The sequence below is a fragment of the Nocardiopsis suaedae genome, assembly GCF_027706745.1.
Taxonomy (GTDB): domain Bacteria; phylum Actinomycetota; class Actinomycetes; order Streptosporangiales; family Streptosporangiaceae; genus Nocardiopsis_A; species Nocardiopsis_A suaedae.
In genome coordinates this window covers 1-18,891 of sequence record NZ_JAQFWP010000068.1, presented here as the reverse complement: position 1 = coordinate 18,891, position 18,891 = coordinate 1, and the positions used below count along the sequence as shown (strand labels likewise).

Here is an 18,891-nt window from a genome sequence, read left to right as displayed (position 1 = left end):
GATCATCGGGGAAGGGCGCGGCGCTTCAGGGGGTCCAGCGGTTGGTGATCGGCACCCGCCGGTCGCGGCTGAGGTTGCGGGAGCTGATCTTGGGGCCGGGCGGGTACTGGCGGCGCTTGTACTCGGCCCCGTCCACCAGCCGGATCACCCGCGCCACCAGCTCCGGCTCGTACCCGGCGGTGACCAGCTCGCCGTACCCCCGGTCGGTGCCGATGTAGGCGTCCAGCAGCGCGTCCAGCACCTCGTAGTCCGGCAGCGAGTCGCTGTCGAGCTGGTCGGGCCGCAGTTCGGCGCTGGGCGCCTTGGCGATGGAGTTCTCCGGGACCGGGGCCGCCTCGCCCCGCCGCGCGGCCTCCGCGTTGCGCCACCGGGCCAGCTCCCACACCAGCGTCTTCCAGCAGTCCTTGATGGGCGCGTAGCCGCCCACCGAGTCCCCGTAGAGCGTGGAGTAGCCGGTGGCCAGCTCGCTCTTGTTGCCGGGGGCCAGCACCAGGTGGCCCTCCTGGTTGGACAGCGCCATGAGCAGGGTCCCGCGGACCCGCGCCTGCAGGTTCTCCGCGGCCAGGCCCGCCAGTTCGACGCCGGCCCCGGCCGCGCCCTCGGTGAAGGCGTCCACCATCGGCTGGACCGGGACGGTGCGCCCGGTGATGCCCTGCCGCTCGACCAGGTCCCGGGCGTCGGCCACGGAGTGCCCGCTGGAGTAGCGGCTGGGCAGCAGCAGCCCGTGCACCCGCTCCGCGCCCAGGGCGTCGACGGCGATGGTGGAGGTCAGGGCCGAGTCGATGCCGCCGGACAGCGCCACCAGCGCGCTCGTGAACCCGTTCTTGCGCACGTAGTCGCGCAGCCCCACGACCAGGGCCTGGTACACCTCCCCGACGTCCGACACGGGGTCGGGGCGCGGGGTGAGCACCGGCTCCACGGGCGTGTAGGGCTCCGCCGGGGCCGACGAGGCGGTGTACCGGACGATTCGGATGCCGTCGGCCTCCCGGACGTCGGGGGCGGGCACCGGGGCGTCGGGCAGGCGCAGGTCGGTGACCAGGAGCGTCTCCTCGAACTGCGGGGCCCGCGCCACCAGGTCGCCCTCGGCGTCGACGATGAGCGAGTCGCCCTCGAAGATCAGCTCGTCCTGTCCCCCGGCCATGTTCACGTAGCCCACCGCGGCGCCGATCTCGCGCGCGCGGCGCTGGCACAGCTCCAGCCGCACATCGTCCTTGTTGCGCTCATAGGGCGACCCGTTGAGGGTGATCAGCATGCCCGCGCGGGCGGCGCGCACGGCGGTGACCGGGCCGCCCTCCTGCCACAGGTCCTCGCAGACGGCGATGGCGACGTCCACGCCCCGCACCCGCACCACCGGCAGCGCGTCGCCGGGAACGAAGTTGCGGAACTCGTCGAACACGCCGTAGTTGGGAAGGTGGTACTTGGCGGAGGTGAGCGCCACCCGGCCCCGGTGGAGCAGGGCGGTGGAGTTCTGCGGGGCCCCGGCGGGCTGGCCGAAGCGCGCGCCGACGCCCTCGCGGCGGCTCAGGAAGCCCACCACCACCGGCAGGTCGCCCAGACCGTCGGCGGCCAGCCGCTCGGCGAGCGCGTGGGTGGCTTTGATGGAGGCCGACACGAAGGAGTTGCGCAGCGCCAGGTCCTCCACCGGGTAGCCGGTGACGACCATCTCCGGGAAGACGACCAGGTGCGCCCCCGCCTCGGCGGCCCGGCGCGCGTGGTCGGCGGCCATCGCGCAGTTGCCCTCCAGGTCGCCGACGACCGGGTTGACCTGCGCCATCGCGATTCTGAGCTGTGCCACGCCACCGAGGGTAGCCGGGCCGGCGGCCGACGGCCGGGCGCACACCCCCGCGCGGCTGTGATAATTCGGACGCGGGCCTGCCCGGGCCCTCGCGACCCACCTGCGTTAATGCGCCGGAAACCTGAGGTGGGCAGACTGGAGGCAGGCCCGAATGTCCGGGCCGCCCACGTCCGCACCCCGACGTACGACAGAGGAAGGTGAACCCGTGAATCGACAGCAGGAGTTCGTGCTCCGGACCCTGGAGGAGCGCGACATCCGGTTCGTCCGGCTGTGGTTCACCGATGTGCTCGGGTACCTGAAGTCGGTGGCGGTGGCGCCCGCCGAGCTGGAGGCGGCCTTCACCGAGGGGATCGGGTTCGACGGCTCGGCCATCGAGGGCTTCGCGCGCGTGCACGAGGCCGACATGCTCGCCCAGCCCGACCCGTCCACCTTCCAGGTGCTGCCCTGGCGCAACGAGCCGCACGGCACCGCCCGGATGTACTGCGACATCCTCATGCCCGACGGCAGCCCCAGCTACGCCGACCCGCGGCACGTGCTCAAGCGCCAGCTCGCCAAGGCCTCGGACCTGGGCTTCACCTTCTACACCCACCCCGAGATCGAGTTCTACCTGCTGAAGAAGATGCCCGAGCCCGGGGAGTTCCCCGAGCCCAACGACTCGGGCGGCTACTTCGACCACACGCCGCACAACAGCGCGCACGACTTCCGGCGCAACGCCATCAACATGCTGGAGGCCATGGGCATCTCGGTGGAGTTCAGCCACCACGAGGGCGGCCCCGGCCAGCAGGAGATCGACCTGCGCTACGCCGACGCGCTGACCACCGCCGACAACATCATGACGTTCCGGCTGGTGATGAAGGAGGTGGCGATGGAGCAGGGCGTCTACGCCACCTTCATGCCCAAGCCCTTCACCGAGTTCCCGGGCTCGGGCATGCACACGCACATGTCGCTGTTCGAGGGCGAGCGCAACGCCTTCCACGAGCCGGGCGCCGAGTACCACCTGTCGAAGGTCGGGCGCGGGTTCATCGCCGGGCTGCTGCGGCACGCCCCGGAGATCACCGCGGTGTGCAACCAGTGGGTGAACTCCTACAAGCGGCTGTGGGACAACGCCGCGGCGTCGGCCGGGGCCGGCGGCGAGGCGCCCGCGTACGTGTGCTGGGGGCACAACAACCGGTCGGCGCTGGTCCGGGTGCCGATGTACAAGCCCACCAAGAGCAACTCCAGCCGGATCGAGTTCCGGTCGCTGGACACCTCGTGCAACCCCTACCTGGCCTACGCGCTGATCCTGGCGGCCGGGCTGAAGGGCATCGAGGAGGGCTACGAGCTGCCGCCCGGGGCCGAGGACGACGTGTGGGCGCTGACCGACGCCGAGCGGCGGGCGATGGGCATAGCGCCGCTGCCGCAGAGCCTGGACGAGGCCATCCGCGCGATGGAGGGCAGCGAGCTGGTCGCCGAGACGCTCGGTGAGCACGTCTTCGACTTCTTCCTGCGGAACAAGAAGGCCGAGTGGCAGTCCTACCGCCGCCAGGTCACCCCGTACGAGCTGCAGCGGTACCTGCCGACGCTGTAGGCGGTGGGCCGGTTCCGGGCCCCGGGCCGGTGGTCCGGGGCCTCCGGTCCGGGGCGCCGGTGGCAGGACCCCGGTCGAGAGCTCCGGTCGCCGGACCCCGGTTCCGGGCGCCGCGGAACTCCGCGGCCCCCGGCCGGGTCAGTCGATTTCCAGCACCTTCTCCCGGACCGCGTACACCGCGGCCTCGGTCCGCGAATGCAACTGGAGTTTCTCCAGGATGTTGCGGATGTGGTTCTTGACGGTGTTCTCGGAGATGAACAGCGCGTCCGCGATCTCCTTGTTGTTGAAGCACCGGGCCACCAGGCGCAGCACCTCGGTCTCGCGGCCGGTGAGCCGGGGGGCCGGGCGGCGCCGCTCGGCCCCGTCGCGCTTGGCCAGGGTGGTGAACTCGCCGATGAGCTTGGTGGCCATGGAGGCGTTGATGAACGACTGGCCGTCGGAGATGGAGCGGACGGCGTCGGGCAGCTCGTCGACGCTGATCTCTTTGAGCAGGTAGCCGTCGGCGCCGGCCTTGAGCGCCTCGAAGAGGTCGTCCTCCTCGTCGCTCATGGTGAGCATGGTGATCTTGGCCTGGGGGGCGTGGGCGCGGATGCCGGTGCAGGCGTCGATGCCGCCTCCGCCGGGCATCCACACGTCCATCAGGACCACGTCCGGGGCGAGGCGCGCGACCTGGCGCACGGCGTCCTCGCCGCTCCCGCACTCGCCGACGACGTCGATGTCGGGCTCCTCCTCCAGGACCGACACCAGGCCGCGGCGGAAGAAGGCGTGGTCGTCGACGAGCAGGACGCGGATCGGGCGCGCGGGGGGCGCGGGTGGGACCGCCTCGACGGTCCGTGCCGCACCCGGGGACGGGGGGTGCCCACTCACAACGGAATTCCTTCCTTGCGCGAGATGGCCGCAGTCGTGGAATGCGATTCGGGAGGCCGCTGCTGTGAACAGTTTATGCCAGAAGCACCCTCTCCCGTACAGGGCGAATGCCCCGGGGATCGCCCGGAGCGGCCCGGCCGCAGGAGGTCGCGGCCGGTGGACTCCCACCTTACGCCGTTATATGGGGCATTTTCCGAGGTCGCTCAGACGAGGCCGGAATCGATCGCTTTGCGGGCGGCCGCATTCCGATTCGTGACACCGAGCTTCCCGAGCACGTTGGAAACGTGGACACTCACCGTTTTCGCCGATATGACCAGGTCGTCGGCGATCTCCCGGTTGGTCCGCCCCCGCGCGACCTGCACCAGCACCTCGCGCTCGCGCGGGGTGAGCGGGGGAAGGCCGTTGCCGGGGGCGTCCCCCGGCCCGCCCCCGGGCTTCTCCCCCGCCTTCCCCCCGGGCGTGTCGCCGTCCTGGGCGGCGGGACCCGCCGGTTCGGGTGCGGGCAGGGCGATGCCGTGGGCCTCCATCACCCGTAGGGCTCGCTGGAGGTAGAGACCCGCACCGCATTCCAAGGCCAGGGCATGGAGCTCGTGCAGGTGGGCGAAGGCCCGCTCGCGCTCACCGAGGGCGAGGGCGCACTCGGCCCGGCCGAGGAGTGACTGGAGGAGGAAGCCCCTCAGGCCGCGGCTCCGCATCTCCCGCTCATGCCAGGCCCAGTGCTCGTCGGCGGCCCGCGGGGCCTCGTCCATCGCCAGATAGGCCCGGACCGCGCGGCCGTCCACCTTGATAATGAACGGGCACGCCTCCTCGTCCGGCAGGTCCTGCGCCTTCCGCGCGATCCGCCGCTTGAGCGCGTCGACCGCGGCCGTGCGCCCGGTGTCCCCGGCGGCGTCGTACGCGAAGTCGCGGGCCAGCTCGGCGGCGGTGGCGAGCGCCATCCCGATCCACACTCCCCCGGCCCAGGGGCGGTCCTCCTCCAGGGTCCTCATGAGAACATCGAGCGTGTCGAGGCCTTCGTCGAACCTCCCTTGGACCTGATGGAGCCACGCCCTCGGGGCGAGGTTGCCGAGCGTCTCGACCCGTGCCGAGCTCTCCGGCGGCATCAGCGTGTCGGCGGCGTCCACCGCCTCGGCCACTTCCGCCGTCGCGCCCTGCATCCGGTGAACCTCCGCCAGCAGCCGGTGGCGCCGCCCCTGACTGCGGGGGTTGGGGTCGGGGCGGAGCGAGCGCAGCAGGTCCACCGCCCGGGACAGCTCCCCTTTGCCATGGAAGTGATGGGCGGTCCCGATGGCGAAGCCGCCGCTCTGGGTCCTCGCCAGGCCCAGCTCCGCGATGCGTTCGAACCCCGCGCGGTTCTCCCCGATCGCCTCCTCCGGGCGTCCCGCGTGGTCATAGGCGGCCGCGAGGTTGTTCCGGCCGCGCAACTCGACCGAGACGGCCCCGGCCTCGCATGCCAGTCGGATCCCCTCCGAGATGGAGGCGATGGACGCGCCGGTGTCGGGAGTGTGCGAGAGCAGGCTGCCCAGGGTGATCAGGGCGTCGGCCTCGCTGTGGACGTCTCCCGCCCCCCGGGCGCGTTCCAGGGCGCTCCGTGCCGCACGCATGGCCTCCTCATCGTGCCCGCGCACAAGGAGCGTGGTGGCGAGTCCCGCCGTCACCCGCGCGCGCAGCGGGTGCCCTTCAGGCAGGCGTAGGAGCGCCTCGCCGTAGTCCTCCAAAGCGCCGTCCTGGGACATCTCCTTGCGGGCGTCGCCGCGCGCCTGAAGCAGGCGCCCCATGGCCACGGCGTCCTCCTCGGGGACGACCCGCGCCGAGCGGACCTCGCACATGCCGCTGTCCAGCCAGTGGGAGTAGGCCTTGAGCCCCTCCCCCGCGTACTCGGCGGCCCGGCGCGGCGACCCGTTGTCGAGCGTGGCCTGGGAGAGCACGTACAGCAGCTCGGTGCGGGAGCACTCGATGCGCTCCTCGGCGTCGGGCACCTGCTCCCACAGCTCCAGCACGCGTTCCAGCAGGGACACCCGCTCGGGCAGGGCCGCACCGCGGTGTGCGGCCCCGGCGGCCCGCCACGCGCCCTCCATAGCCCGGGGCAGGTCGTGGGCGGCGTAGGCGTGGTGGGCGAGCAGCATGGCCGCCTGGCCGGGGTCCAAGCCCTCCACCCCGGCGTCCAGGGCGTCGGCGTAGCGCCGGTGCAGGCGGGTGCGCTCGGCGGGCAGCAGGTCCTCGTGGACGGCCTCAGCGAGCAGCGCGTGCCGGAAGGCGTAGGCGTCGCCGCGCGGAACTAGGGCGTTGGCGTCGACGGCGGCGCGAACGGCCGCCGCGAAAGCCTCCTGTCCGACCCCGCTGACCGCCTCCAGGAGGGCGTGGTGGACCCGCTCCCCGGCGGCGGAGGCGGCCTGGAGCACGCCGAGGGCGGTGGCGTCCAGTGTGCGCAGGGCGCCCAGCAGCAGCTCCCGGGGGCCGTCGGGGACGGGCGCCGTGGCGGCGTCGGGGTGGTCGAGGAAGGACTCGACGAACAGCGGGTTGCCGCCGCTGCGCTCGAAGAGCCGGTCGGCCTGGCGTCCGGGCAGGGCCTGGCCGCCCAATCCTTCGGCGAGCTCGGCCACCTCGTCCCGGGACAGCGGCGGCACCTCGGTGCGCACGACGCCGGGCAGGCGCTCCAGTTCGGGCAGCAGGCGCCGCAGCGGGTGGCCGCGGTGCAGGTCGTCGGTGCGGTAGGTGGCGATCACCTGCACCGGCGCGGAGTCCAGGTTGCCCAGCAGGAAGACGAGCAGGTCCCGGGTGGAGGCGTCCGACCAGTGCATGTCCTCCAGGACGAGGGTGAGGCCGCCGGGCGCGGCGGCCTGCTCCAGCAGGACCAGGACCTCCTCGAACAGGCGGGCCCGCCCCTCCTCGGGGCCCACGGGTGCGGGGCCCAGCTCGGGGAGCAGCCGTGCCAGCTCCCGGGGACCGCCCCGGCCGTCGGCTGCGGGGTCGGAGCCGTCGCGCAGCAGGCGGCGCAGGGCGGCGGTGAACGGCGCGTAGGGCAGCCCCTCGACGCCCAGCTCCGGGCAGCCTCCGGCGACGGCGCGCCGCATGGGGCAGACGCGGGCGTACTCGCGGAGCAGCCGCGACTTGCCCACACCGGCCTCGCCGCCGACCAGGACCGCGCCCGCGCCGTCCTTGAGGGCACGGCGGGCATGGGCGGCGAGGTCCCGGACGTGGTCCCGGCGCCCGACGAAAACCGATCTCCGTGTGTCCACGGCGCCCAGTATGTCGGGGACGCGGGTTCCGGGGCGGTCGCGGTTCCGCGCTGTGGACAACGGTTCGGCCCGCCGCACGACGACGCCCGGCCGGGTCATGCCGTCGGCCCCGGTCACGCCGCCGGGTCCGGTCACGCCGCGGGGCCGAAGCGCTCCTGCGTCCGGCGGCGGCGTTCGCGGCGCTCGTCCTCCGCCCGCTGCCGCCGAGCGGCTCGGGCGGCACGCTCGGCGCCCGCATCGCGGAGCAGCCTCTCCCGGTGCTGCCGGGCCAGCTCGTCCAGGTGATCGGGGTGGTGCACGGGGGTCCTCCCTCTCGGTGGCTCACCTCCACACTCCCGCGGGCACCCCTGCCTCCGGTATCGGAAAGTCGCCGTATCTTCCCTGGTGGGCGGGGCCTTAGAGAGGCCTTAGGGGGCCTTAGGCGACGCGGCGGACGGGACGGTCCCCTAGGGCGTGTTTCTCGGAGGCTTTTCGATCAGCGAGCGGCCGTCCCGGGCGGCGCTCGCAAGACGGGGCGCGAAGTTCATCCTGGTTGGCTGCTCGAGCGTCCCGGCGCAGCGAGCGTCGTCCTGGTGGTCGCGAGCCGAAAATGATCCGAGAAACACGCCCTAGGCGGGAGGGGTCCACCACGAATGGCACGAAACGGCCATGGACCGCCGGGGAACCGGTTTCCCGGCGGTGCCGTCCGATGGGCAGGAAACCTGAAATTGGAGGCGGATTGTCCCCCCGGATGCCTTCTGAGGCCGGATCCCCGGCCTCCTCATCCCCCCGACCTCGACTCCATCCGTCGACCCCCGCAGGGACCCCACGAACCTTGTCCGAGGTATCGCTCGCCGACCTGGGCGTGCACCCGTGCAAGCTGGGGCCCGAGGACGCGAACCCCTACATCGCGCGAAGCGTGGACGAGGAACTCCTCGACGCCCTCCGCGACCCCGACCGCAAAATGGTGGAGGTGGTCGCCCACCGCTTGGCGGGAGCCACACGCACCCTCGCCCACAACGCCCGTACCTCACTGGGCGATCACACGGTCGTGGCGTTCGTCGACGATCCACGCGTGCCTCTGGAGGCGATGGTGGCCGCCGCCGGGCGGCATTCCCCCGGCTCCCCGGGCACCGTGCTCTGGCTGGAGCGCTTGGACACCGGACGGCTCATCGAGCTCGCCGCCCTCGACCTGAATTCCCTACCGGACGGGTTGCGCATTCTCGCGACCTCCGACCTGGACGCCTACGGTCCGCTGAAGCAGCCGGAGCGGGACCGGCTCATACAGCGGAACACACAGGTCTTCCTCGCCGGACTGGGGAGGGAGGAGTCCCCGGAGCGCCCGTCCTACTCCGCCGTCAGGAAGCGGATGGTGATCAGCGTCGTCGAGGTCTACGCCGGCCGGGAGCTGATCGACTGGGACGGCATCCGAACGGCCCTCGACCCCCATGACGCCGACCCCGACCTCCTCGCAGTCGTCAGAGCGGTGACCGACTGGCGGCGGATCGGGCGGCCGGCTCCGCTCACCCGCGACCGCCTCTTCGAGCTTTACCGGCGCTACCGGGAGACGCTGCGCCGAAAGGAGTCCGATACCGAGGAGGGCACGCCCGGCGAGGAGGACTTCCAACGGGCGCTCGACCACGCACGGGCCCCGGCACAGGACCACCCCGCCCTCGTCACTACGGAAGGCGCCGCGGGCGACGAGCACTTCGTACCGCACCCGCTCCTGACCGCCATCGCCGACGAGACCCAGTGGCACCTCTCGTTCGTGGACTCCTCGGTCGCCTCCCGCATCGGCGTGCTCACCGGCAAGCCGCTCAGCGAGGGCGCCAGCATCCAGGACATCGTGGACCCGGACATCCGGGGCTGGCCGATCCCGGCGCCGATGTGGGAGTACGTCGACGAGGCGTTCACCGGGCCGCTCCGATACGAGATCGCCAACAGGGCGATGAACGCCTTGGAGGCTCCGGCGGCGCACCGCCTCATCACCGGATCCGGAGTCGAACCCGACTCCGAGGACCGGCTCTCACTCGGCATGGGCCTCATGCTCACGAAGGACTTCGACACGGCGCGCACGCACCTGACGCGGGCCATGGAGGCGGATGACCCGGAGACCGCAGCGGAAGCCCGACTGCAGCTGGACAACCTGGAACGGCTCGAAGGAGACGCCGTCCCCTTCGATGGGAGCCCCGGCACCGGCGAAAAGGATCCGCTGCACAGCGGCCGCGAGGCCACCCGTCGGATCGGCGGACTCGACCACATCGTGGCCGAAGCCCGCGGCGTCGAGAACGCGCTCACCGCGCTCGCGGACATCGCGCGCAATGGTGAACGCCACGCGGCGGCGAACGCGATGATCCGGGCCGGGGAGCTCGAATACGCCCGGGGAAAGGTCGACGCCGCGCGTGAGCGGTACCTGTCGGCCGTCCGCACCAGGCTCGACGTCCTCGCCCCCATGGCCGCCCTGAAACTCGGCGACCTCGAACGACGCCACGGAGAGGCCCGCGACGCGGAGATCTGGTTCTATCGGGCGCTGGACTGCGGGCACCCTGCGGTGACCCCTCTCGCACGCTTGGGGATCGGCCGGGTCCAGCTCGCAGCCGGACAGCACGAACACGCCTTCAGGGAATTCCTCCTGGCAACGGCGAGTCGCCACCCCGTGGCCATGCCATGGGCATTGGTGGAATCGGCCGATGCCGCTTACGAGCTCGGCGAGCATGAAACAGCTCGGACGTGCTACCAAATGGCCGCCGATTCAGGTCACGCCGAGTGCGCGGCGCGTGGCATGTACGGTCTCGGCGCCATAGCCATGGACGACGGGGACGTCCTGGAAGCGCGCGTATTGCTGATGCGCTGCCTCGACGCCGGACACCGGGCGACCTTGGCCCGAGCGCTGGTCCTGCTCGGACGCCTGGACCGGACACGTGGCGACCCCGTGGCCAGCCGGAAATGGCTGACCCAGGCTACGGGGACGGGCATCGCCGAAGAGGCCGCCAAGGCCATGTTCCTCCTCGGCGACCTCGAACACGACGAGGGGCGTCCCGACGACGCGCTGCACTGGCGCAAACGCGCCGCGGGATCGGAGGTCGAACCGTACTCCTCCGATGCGGTCCCCCTCGTCGCGCAGGGTTTGCGGGAACGCGGCGACATCGAGGAGGCCCGGCCCTGGTACGAGCGGATGCTCACGTCAACGAACGCCGGTCGGCGAGCCGACGCCCGGCACTTCCTGGCGTGGGCGGATTGGCGGAAGGGCGATCGCGAAAAAGCGCGCGAAGGGTGGATACAGCTGGTCGAGGAAGGGCCGCAGGTCCGCCGAGGCAACGCCATGATCAATCTCGGGCAGCTCGCCCACGACTCCGGCGACCAGCAGAATGCCCAGGAATGGTTCGGCCGCGCCGCCGAAGAGGGTGATTCCGGGAGCAGGGTCTTCGGCCTGCTGGGACTCGGCTCCCTGGCACAGGAGCGCGGCGACTTGGACGAGGCCCTCGACTTCTATGAGCGGGCGGCTCGCGTCGGGCACAGTTCGGCCTCACCACAGGCGATGTACCGCTCGGCGTGTGCCCACAGGGATTGGAACGGCGACCGTACGGCCGCTGAGTCCTGGTTCAAGATCGCCCTCAGGGCCAAATGGTCGAAGTGGGCGGCGAGGTCGATGGTCGAACTCGCCCGGTTCGCCGAGGACGACGGGGACACCGACGGGGCACGGGGATGGTACGAACGCGCTCTGAAGACCGAGGACGACTACACGGTCGTATCCGCACTGATCCACCTGGCGGTCTTCGACCATCGGAGCGGTGACATCGATCAGGCGCGCGGGAGGTATCTGCTGGCGGTCGATCGCCACCACCCCGACCTGTCGTCGCTGGCGGTGTACCGGCTCGGTGAACTCGAGGAGGAACAGGGGGACGTCTCCGAGGCACGCGACTGGTACTCCATGGCCGCCGAGAGTGCGAACAAGGACGACGCCCCGGCCGCCATGTACCGGCTCGGGCTCTTGGAGAAGTCCGTGGGGGACCTCGACGCCGCGCGCACCTGGTGGCAACGCCTCGTGCAGTTCGAAGGGGCGGAGGACACCGAGCTGTACACGAAGGCCAGGGCGGCACTGGCCGAAGTGGAGTCGGACTCCTAGGCGTCCTGCGGCCTCCGGGCGGAGGAGCCCCGCGTCGCGCCGGTGTGGCACCGCCGGGAACCGGTTTCCCGGCGGTGCCGTCCGATGGGCAGGATCCCGGATAGCGGAGGTGGACGGCCCCCGGATGCCCTTCGAAGCCGATCCCCCGGCCAACTCATTCCCCCGACCTCGGCTCCTCCTGCCGACAACCGACGGAACCCCACCGACGTTGTCCGAAGTGTCGCTCAGCGACCTGGGCGTGCACCCGTGCAAGCCGGGGTCCGAGGATGAGAACCCCTACATCCCGCGGAGCGTGGACGACGAACTCCTCGACGCCCTCCGCGACCCCGACCGCAAGGTCGTGGAAGTGGTCGCCCACCGCTTGGCCGGTGCCACACGCACCCTGGCCCACAACGCCCGCGCACGACTGGGCGATCACACCGTTGTGGCGTTCGTCGACGATCCCCGCGTTTCCCTGGAAAGCATGGTGGCGGCTGCCGAACGGTACGCCTCAGGGGCGCCGGGCCCGGTGCTCTGGCTGGAGCGCTTGGACAACGTGCGGCTCACCGAACTCGCCTCCCTCGACTTGAACACCCTTCCGGACGGACTGCGCATCCTCGCGACCTCCGACCTGGACGCCTACGGCTGGCTGCGACGGTCCGAGCGGGACCGGCTCATGCAGCGGAACGCACAGGTCTTCCTCGGCGGACTGGAGCGGGCAGAATGCCCCCAGCACCCTCCCTACCCCGCCTTCAAGGAGCGGATGGTGAACAGCGTCGTCGAGGTGTTCACCGGCCGGGAATCGGTGGACTGGGACGGCATCCGGGCGGCCCTCGCCCCCTCCGCGGCGGACCCCGGCTTCCTCGCACTCGTCCGGACGGTGACCGACTGGCAGCGGGTCGGCAGGCCGGTCCCCCTCACCCGGGACCGCCTCTTCGAGTTGTACTGGCGCTACCGGGAGACGCTGCGCCCGCAGGAATCGGATGCGGACGAGGGCACGTCCGGAGACAAGGACTTCCAACGGGCGCTCGACCGGGCACGAACTCCGGAACAGGACCACCCCGCCCTGATCACCGCGGACAGCGACGCGGGCGAGGAGCACTTCGCGCCGCACCCGCTCCTGACCGCCATCGCCGATGAGACGCGGTGGCGCCTCTCGTTCCGGAACTCGTCGGTCACCTCCCGGATCGGCCTGCTCACCCACAGGTCAAAGTGGTGGGAGGGTGACGTCCGGGACACCGTGGACCCGGTCGTCCGGGGCTGGCCGGTCCCGGCGCCGATGTGGGAGTACGTCGACGAGGCGTTCACCGAGCGGCCCAGGTACGAGATCGCCCTGAAGGCGATCGCGGCCCTGGAGTTTTCAGTGGCGCACCGCCTCTTCACCGGATCCGGCGTCGAGCCCGCCCCTGAGGAGCGACTTGTCCTCGGCATCGGACTCAAGCGCGCGGGGGACGTCGACACGGCGCGCATGCACCTCGCGCGAGCCATGGAGGCAGAGGACGAGGAGATCACTGCGGAGGCCGACCTGCACCTGAAGTACCTGAAACGGATCAAAGGGGGCGTCATTCCCATGGACAAGCCCCCGGAGGACCCGATGCGCAGCGGCCGCGAGGCCGCCCGCAGGATCGGCGGACTCCCCGAGATCATGGCCGAAACCCATGGCTACGCGGACGTGCTCGCCGTACTCGAGGACATCGCGCGCAATGGTGACCGCCACGAGGCGGGGAACGCGATGATCCGGGCCGGGGAGTTCTGGGAGGTCTACGAGGACAGCGTCGAGCACGCGCGCGAATGGTATCTGGCGGCCGTCCGCACCGGGCTCGACGTCATCGCGCCCAAGGCAGCCCTGAAACTCGGCGGCCTCGAACGGCGCCGTGGAGAGATCCATGAGGCGGAGACCTGGTATCAGCGGGCTCTGGACTGCGGGCACCCCGACGTGACCCCTTTCGCGCGCTTGGGGATCGGCCTCGCTCGGATCGCCGCCGGACAGCACGAACGCGCCTTCGAACAGCTCCGCTTGGCAGCGGCGAGCAATCACCCCGCGGCCATGCCACCAGCACAGGTGGAGATGGCCGAGTCCGCCCACAAGATCGGCCGGCGCTCCATGGCGCGTGGCTACTACGAAATGGCGGCCGATTCAGGCCACGTCGAGTTCGCGCCGCGCGCCATGTACGGTCGCGCCGTCTTGGCCATGGACGACGAGGACTATGAAGGCGCGCGAAATTGGCTGATCCGCTGCGCCGAGAGCGGACGCAGGCTCCATACGGCCCGAGCGTTGGTACGGCTTGGTCGCCTGGACTGGGCACAAGGCGACGTCGGGGCCGCCCGGAAGTGGCTGACTCGGGCCGCGAGTACGGTCATTTCCTCCGCAGCCACCGAGGCCATGTTCCTCCTCGGCGACCTCGAAAACGGCGAGGGACGCCCCGACGACGCGCTGCACTGGCGCAGACGCGCCGCCGAATCGAAGGTCGAGCCGTTCTCCTCCGAGGCGTTGCCTGGTGTGCGGGCGCCCTCGGGCTCTCACCACCGGCCGCCGCGTACCGGCGGTCACTGATCGGCCCCGCCCTGAGGCTGTCCGCCGGGCGCCCGCCGGGTCAGAAGCGGAACCGCGATGTCGTCGACGATCCGCTCGACGGCATCGTCGGCGACGGGTCCCAGCGTCATGAGGACCTCGTGCCGGAAGAGGTCGAAGGGCAGCGAGACGAGGCGCGGCTCCTCCAGTACGGAGGCGTCCGCTTCGCCCCGCCGGACGGCCCGCTGGACGATGGTCGCGGCCGCCGAGCGCCGGCCTGCCAGCATCAGTTCGCGGAGCCGCTCCGGATTCGATCCCGTGTCCGCGAAGTACCCGTCGAGGTGGATCGCGGTCGCCACGAGCAGGTCGGCCCGCGCCGTGTTGGCCGCGTGCATGACCGCGATCAGGTCGCCGCGGAGCGACCCCGTGTCGGGGACGCCGATGACGCGCCGGGAACCCGCGTGCGCGATGGCCGCCTCGACCATGCGCGCCTTGTCGGCCCAGCGGCGGTAGATCACCGGTGTGCTCGTGCCGGCCCGCTTCGCGACCGCCTCCAGCGTGAACGCCGCGTACCCGCGTTCGGTCAGCTCGGCCCACGCCGCCCCCAGCAGGGCGTCCTCAAGCTCCTTGCCGCGTCTGCGCTGCTGCATCGTCCTCCTCGCACGGTCGCGCCCGTTCACCCTACGGCGCGGGTGTACGGTCGCAGATAAGAAGTGCGAACACATCTTATTCACGCGGCCGGGCCGCAACCGGCGGAGAACGAGACGGGAGCACCGCCCATGAGCGACCAGGGCACCATCACCGTCCTCATCGAGATCCACGCCAAGGACGGGCAGGAGCACGAGGCCCGCGACGCGCTGCTCCATGCGATCCGGACCTCCGAGAAGCCGGGCCTGGTCGGCTCCACCGAGTACGCGGACCTCGACGACCCCGGTGCCTTCTACGCCGTCCAGGTCTGGGAGGACGCGGACGCCTTCCACGCGCACATGCGGGACGCCGCCGAGTCCGGCATGGACGAGGCGATCCGGGTCCTGCGCGCCCGCCCCAGGACCGCCCTGCTGCGCACCATCGGCTGACCGCTCCCCTCCCCCACCGCCGCTCCGGCGACCGCGCGCGGGCCACCGCCCGGCGGCTCCGGCCCGGCGGCTCCGGCCCGAGGGCTCCTCGCCCCGTGGAGTGGCGCGCATCCCCCTGGTGGAGGGATGAACCCGGCCCCCTCCGGCGTTGGCCCCGACAGAGGTTCCGCCGCCCCGCGCGTGCGAGGATGGCCGCGCCCGTTTTTACCGACACCGTCCGGAGACGCCCTCAGCGCTTCGAGACACCGGAGGGAAAACACGTCATGAGCACCACTACGTCCGCCCCCGCCCTCTACGGGGGCTCCTCCACGCGCCGGGTCACCGTGCGCGACATCGCCGCCGCCAAAGAGCGCGGCGAGCGCTGGCCCATGCTGACCGCCTACGACGCCCTCACCGCGGGGGTCTTCGACGAGGCCGGGATCCCCGTGCTCCTCGTCGGCGACTCGGCGGCCATGGTCGTCTACGGCTACGACTCCACGCTCCCCGTCACCGTCGACGACCTGCTCCCGCTGACCGCGGCGGTGGCCCGCTCCACCACCCGCGCCATGGTCGTCGCCGACCTGCCCTTCGGGGCCTACCAGGCCTCGCCCGAGCAGGCGCTGGAGGCGGCCGCGCGCTTCATGAAGGACGGCCACGCCAACGCCGTCAAGCTGGAGGGCGGCCGCCGCATGGCACCCCAGGTCGAGGCCCTGGTCGCGGCCGGGGTCCCGGTCATGGGGCACATCGGCCTGACCCCGCAGTCGGTCAACACCCTGGGCGGCTACCGCGTGCAGGGCCGCGGCGACCAGGGCGCCGAGGCGCTGCTGGCCGACGCCAAGGAGCTGGAGCGCGCGGGCGCCTTCTCCGTCGTCCTGGAGTGCGTCCCGGCCGGGCTGGCGGCCCGGATCACCGCCGAGCTGAGCATCACGACGGTGGGCATCGGGGCCGGTCCCGACACCGACGCCCAGGTGCTGGTCTGGCAGGACATGGCGGGCCTGAGCCCGCGGGTGGCCAAGTTCGTCAAGGCCTACGCCGACCTCAACACGACTCTGGCGGGCGCCGCCAAGAGCTTCGCCGAGGAGGTCGTCGGCGGGTCCTTCCCGGACGCTGAGCACTCCTACTCCTGAGGCGCGACGGGGGCGCCCCCGGGCACGGGGGCGCATCGGGGCCGGTGGGCGGCGCGCCGCCGACCGGCCCCGGTCGCCGGACCGAAACCTACTCAGGGGTAGAGTGTCGCCCCGATCACGGGCGACCACCTACGGAGGCAGCATGCGCATCTCCATGCCCCTGCAATACGCCGGCGACCCCAAGGAGTCCGTCGGGCAGATCGCCGAGCTGGAGAAGGTCGGCCTGGACACCGTGTGGGTGGCCGAGGCCTACGGCTACGACAGCCCCACGCTCATGGGCTACATCGCCGCCCGCACCGAGCGCGTGCGCATCGGCGCCGCCATCCTCCCGGTCTACACCCGCACCCCCACCCTGATCGCGCAGACCGCCGCCGGCCTGGACTACCTCTCCGACGGCCGCGCCGTGCTGGGGCTGGGCGCCAGCGGCCCGCAGGTGATCGAGGGCTGGCACGGCCTCCCCTACGACCGCCCGCTGGCCCGGACCCGCGAGGTCGTCGAGATCGGCCGCAAGGTGTGGGCGCGCGAGGAGCGCCTCACCCACGACGGCAAGGTCTTCACGCTGCCGCTGCCGCCCGAGGAGGGCACCGGCCTGGGCAAGCCGCTCAAGATCATCAACCACCCGGTGCGCAGCGCGGTCCCCGTGTACATCGCCTCCCTCGGCGAGAAGAACGTCAAGATGACCGCCGAGATCGCCGACGGCTGGCTGCCGATCTTCTTCATCCCGGAGAAGGCGGACGCGGTCTGGGGCGAATCGCTGCGCGCGGGCAAGGCCGACCGCGACCCGTCCCTGGGCGACCTGGAGATCTCCGCCGGGGGCATGCTCGCGATCGGCGAGGGCGAGGAGACCAAGAAGCTCCTCGACTTCGTCCGCCCGATGATCGCCCTGTACGTCGGCGGGATGGGCGCCAAGGGCAAGAACTTCTACAACACCCTGGCCCGCCGCTACGGCTACGAGGACGCGGCCGACAAGATCCAGGAGCTCTACCTGGCCGGGCGCAAGGACGAGGCCGCGGCCGCCGTCCCCCAGGAGATGCTGGAGCTGACCAACCTGGTGGGCCCCGAGTCCTACGTGCGCGAGCGCATCGAGGCCTTCCGGGCGGCGGGCGTGACCGAGCTGAACGTGACCCCCGTGGGCGACGACCCGGTCCGCCTGGTGGAGAAGGTCAAGGACTGGCTCTGAGGGGCGGCGCTCCCCGCCGTTGATCTCGGGGAGAACGCCCCTACCCGAGCGGTTTCAGGGTCGTTCTCCCCGAGATCAACGCGGGTCGGGCGTTCGGGCTCGGCCCCGGCCGGGCAGGCCGCGCCGGGAGGACGGCGGCCGGCGGCGGGGCGTCGGTGCCCGTGCGCGCACTCACGCCAGGAACGCGCGCAGCAGCGCCTCCGTGCCCTCCAGGTGCTCCCCCACCGCGCGGCGGGCGTCCTCGGGGCGGCCGCCGCGCACCGCGTCCACGATCGCGCGGTGCTGGGCGCTGCTGTGCTCCAGGTTGCGCGCCAGGATCGGCATCGCGTTGAGCAGGTCGTTGATGCGCATCCGCGTCTCGGCCAGCGCCCCGGTCAGCGACGCCGACCCGGTCAGCTCGGCCAGCGTGTGGTGGAAGACCGTGTCGCACCGCCGGTAGTCCTCGATCGGGGCCGCGTCCACCGCCTCCAGCCGCTCGGCCAGCAGACGGTCGCCCGCGGGGCTCAGCCCCTCCTCGGCCAGGCGCACCGCCGCCCCGGTCTCCAGCGCGCGCCGGAAGGTGAACAGGTCCTCCAGGTCGGCTCCGGTGCGCTGGAGCATCCGCTGCGCCTCGGCCCGGCTGGGCCGCGGCGGGACGTCGGCGACGAAGGTGCCCCCGCCGCGCCCACGCCGCGACTCGGCGTACCCGGCCTCCTGCAGGGCGCGGATGGCCTCGCGCAAGGTGATCCGGCTGACCCCGAGCCGCGCCGCCAGCTCCCGCTCGGGCGGAAAGCGCCCGCCCCGGGCCACCACCCCGAGCTTGATGGCCGACAGCAGCCGCTCCACCGTCTCCTCGAAGGCGTTCCCGGTGCGCACCGGGCGGAACACCGCCTCGGCCGCGCTCTCGGCCAGGGCTCCGGCCTCCGGCTGGGACACGTGCACCCCTCCCGACCCCTCGCGAACCGCCGCGGGCCGTGTGGGCCCCGGCCCCGGCCGCCGTCGACGGCCGCAGCACTCAGGGTAATCCCGGGGCGGCGGGCCGCTGGTCCGGCCCGGGCGGGTGTGCGACGATGCCGGTATCCGGATTCAGGAACCTTCCCAGGAGCGAGGTCGCCATGGCCCGGAGTGAAGAGGCCCTCCCCGCGCGCGGTACCGCCCTCACCGTCGTCTCCTGGGTGCTCCAGGTGATCGGCGCGGGGCTGTTCCTCCTTATGGGGTTCGGCAAGGTCGCGGGTTGGCCGGACTTCATCACGACGTTCGAGAACATCGGCGCGGGACAGTGGTTGCGCTACTTCGTCGGCGCGGCCGAGCTCGCTGGGGGCATCGGGGTGCTCATCCCGCGCTTGGCCGGGCTCGCCGCTCTGGGGCTGACCATCGTGGTGGTCGGCGCCGCCTTCACCCACCTGGCCATCCTGCAGGACTCGGGGTGGGTGCTGCCGGTGGTGCTCATCGTGCTGATGGGAGCGCTGGCGTGGATCCGCCGCGC

General features: G+C 72.0%; 13 protein-coding genes. 7 read left to right on the top strand and 6 right to left on the bottom strand.

Annotated features, from left to right (window positions below):
- Positions 1 to 25: 25 nt before the first annotated feature.
- Complete coding sequence (locus O4U47_RS25915; protein ID WP_270680594.1) at positions 26 to 1,795, bottom strand: NAD+ synthase; 1,770 nt, start codon at positions 1,793 to 1,795, stop codon at positions 26 to 28.
- A gap of 205 nt (positions 1,796 to 2,000) precedes the next feature.
- Between O4U47_RS25915 and O4U47_RS25910 the strand changes: the two genes are divergently transcribed.
- Positions 2,001 to 3,362, top strand: a complete 1,362-nt coding sequence (locus tag O4U47_RS25910; protein WP_270680593.1) for a glutamine synthetase family protein — start codon at positions 2,001 to 2,003, stop codon at positions 3,360 to 3,362.
- Between the two features lie 138 nt (positions 3,363 to 3,500).
- Here O4U47_RS25910 and O4U47_RS25905 read toward each other — a convergent pair whose 3' ends face one another.
- The 3 genes from O4U47_RS25905 to O4U47_RS25895 all read right to left on the bottom strand — a co-directional run bounded on the left by O4U47_RS25905 (position 3,501) and on the right by O4U47_RS25895 (position 7,767).
- On the bottom strand, positions 3,501 to 4,229 hold the full coding sequence (locus O4U47_RS25905) for a response regulator (protein WP_270680592.1): 729 nt from the start codon (positions 4,227 to 4,229) through the stop codon (positions 3,501 to 3,503).
- A gap of 203 nt (positions 4,230 to 4,432) precedes the next feature.
- On the bottom strand, positions 4,433 to 7,468 hold the full coding sequence (locus tag O4U47_RS25900; protein ID WP_270680591.1) for a helix-turn-helix transcriptional regulator: 3,036 nt from the start codon (positions 7,466 to 7,468) through the stop codon (positions 4,433 to 4,435).
- Positions 7,469 to 7,599: 131 nt separating this feature from the next.
- Positions 7,600 to 7,767 carry a hypothetical protein gene (locus O4U47_RS25895; protein ID WP_270680590.1) on the bottom strand — a complete coding sequence of 56 codons (168 nt, stop codon included), beginning with the start codon at positions 7,765 to 7,767 and terminating at the stop codon, positions 7,600 to 7,602.
- A gap of 515 nt (positions 7,768 to 8,282) precedes the next feature.
- Here O4U47_RS25895 and O4U47_RS25890 point away from each other — a divergent pair.
- Positions 8,283 to 11,573, top strand: coding sequence for a tetratricopeptide repeat protein (locus tag O4U47_RS25890; protein WP_270680589.1), 3,291 nt, complete (start codon positions 8,283 to 8,285; stop codon positions 11,571 to 11,573).
- Positions 11,574 to 11,865: 292 nt separating this feature from the next.
- Positions 11,866 to 14,106 carry a tetratricopeptide repeat protein gene (locus O4U47_RS25885; protein ID WP_270680588.1) on the top strand — a complete coding sequence of 747 codons (2,241 nt, stop codon included), beginning with the start codon at positions 11,866 to 11,868 and terminating at the stop codon, positions 14,104 to 14,106.
- On the opposite strand, the gene O4U47_RS25880 is transcribed toward O4U47_RS25885, so the two are convergent.
- On the bottom strand, positions 14,100 to 14,714 hold the full coding sequence (locus O4U47_RS25880) for a TetR/AcrR family transcriptional regulator (protein ID WP_270680587.1): 615 nt from the start codon (positions 14,712 to 14,714) through the stop codon (positions 14,100 to 14,102). The genes O4U47_RS25885 and O4U47_RS25880 overlap by 7 nt on opposite strands.
- A gap of 129 nt (positions 14,715 to 14,843) precedes the next feature.
- Between O4U47_RS25880 and O4U47_RS25875 the strand changes: the two genes are divergently transcribed.
- The 3 genes from O4U47_RS25875 to O4U47_RS25865 all read left to right on the top strand — a co-directional run bounded on the left by O4U47_RS25875 (position 14,844) and on the right by O4U47_RS25865 (position 17,426).
- Positions 14,844 to 15,140, top strand: a complete 297-nt coding sequence (locus O4U47_RS25875; protein WP_270680586.1) for a putative quinol monooxygenase — start codon at positions 14,844 to 14,846, stop codon at positions 15,138 to 15,140.
- A 263-nt stretch (positions 15,141 to 15,403) separates the two neighbouring features.
- Positions 15,404 to 16,246, top strand: a complete 843-nt coding sequence (gene panB, locus O4U47_RS25870; RefSeq protein ID WP_270680585.1) for a 3-methyl-2-oxobutanoate hydroxymethyltransferase — start codon at positions 15,404 to 15,406, stop codon at positions 16,244 to 16,246.
- A 142-nt stretch (positions 16,247 to 16,388) separates the two neighbouring features.
- Positions 16,389 to 17,426 carry an LLM class F420-dependent oxidoreductase gene (locus tag O4U47_RS25865; RefSeq protein WP_270680584.1) on the top strand — a complete coding sequence of 346 codons (1,038 nt, stop codon included), beginning with the start codon at positions 16,389 to 16,391 and terminating at the stop codon, positions 17,424 to 17,426.
- A gap of 171 nt (positions 17,427 to 17,597) precedes the next feature.
- Here the strand turns inward: O4U47_RS25865 and O4U47_RS25860 are convergent, their stop codons facing one another.
- A complete protein-coding gene (locus O4U47_RS25860; RefSeq protein WP_270680583.1) occupies positions 17,598 to 18,341 on the bottom strand; it encodes a FadR/GntR family transcriptional regulator in 744 nt (247 codons plus the stop codon).
- Positions 18,342 to 18,520: 179 nt separating this feature from the next.
- On the opposite strand from O4U47_RS25860, the gene O4U47_RS25855 reads away from it, so the two are divergent.
- The coding region (locus O4U47_RS25855; protein WP_270680582.1) for a DoxX family protein at positions 18,521 to 18,891 on the top strand (371 nt) is incomplete at its 3' end.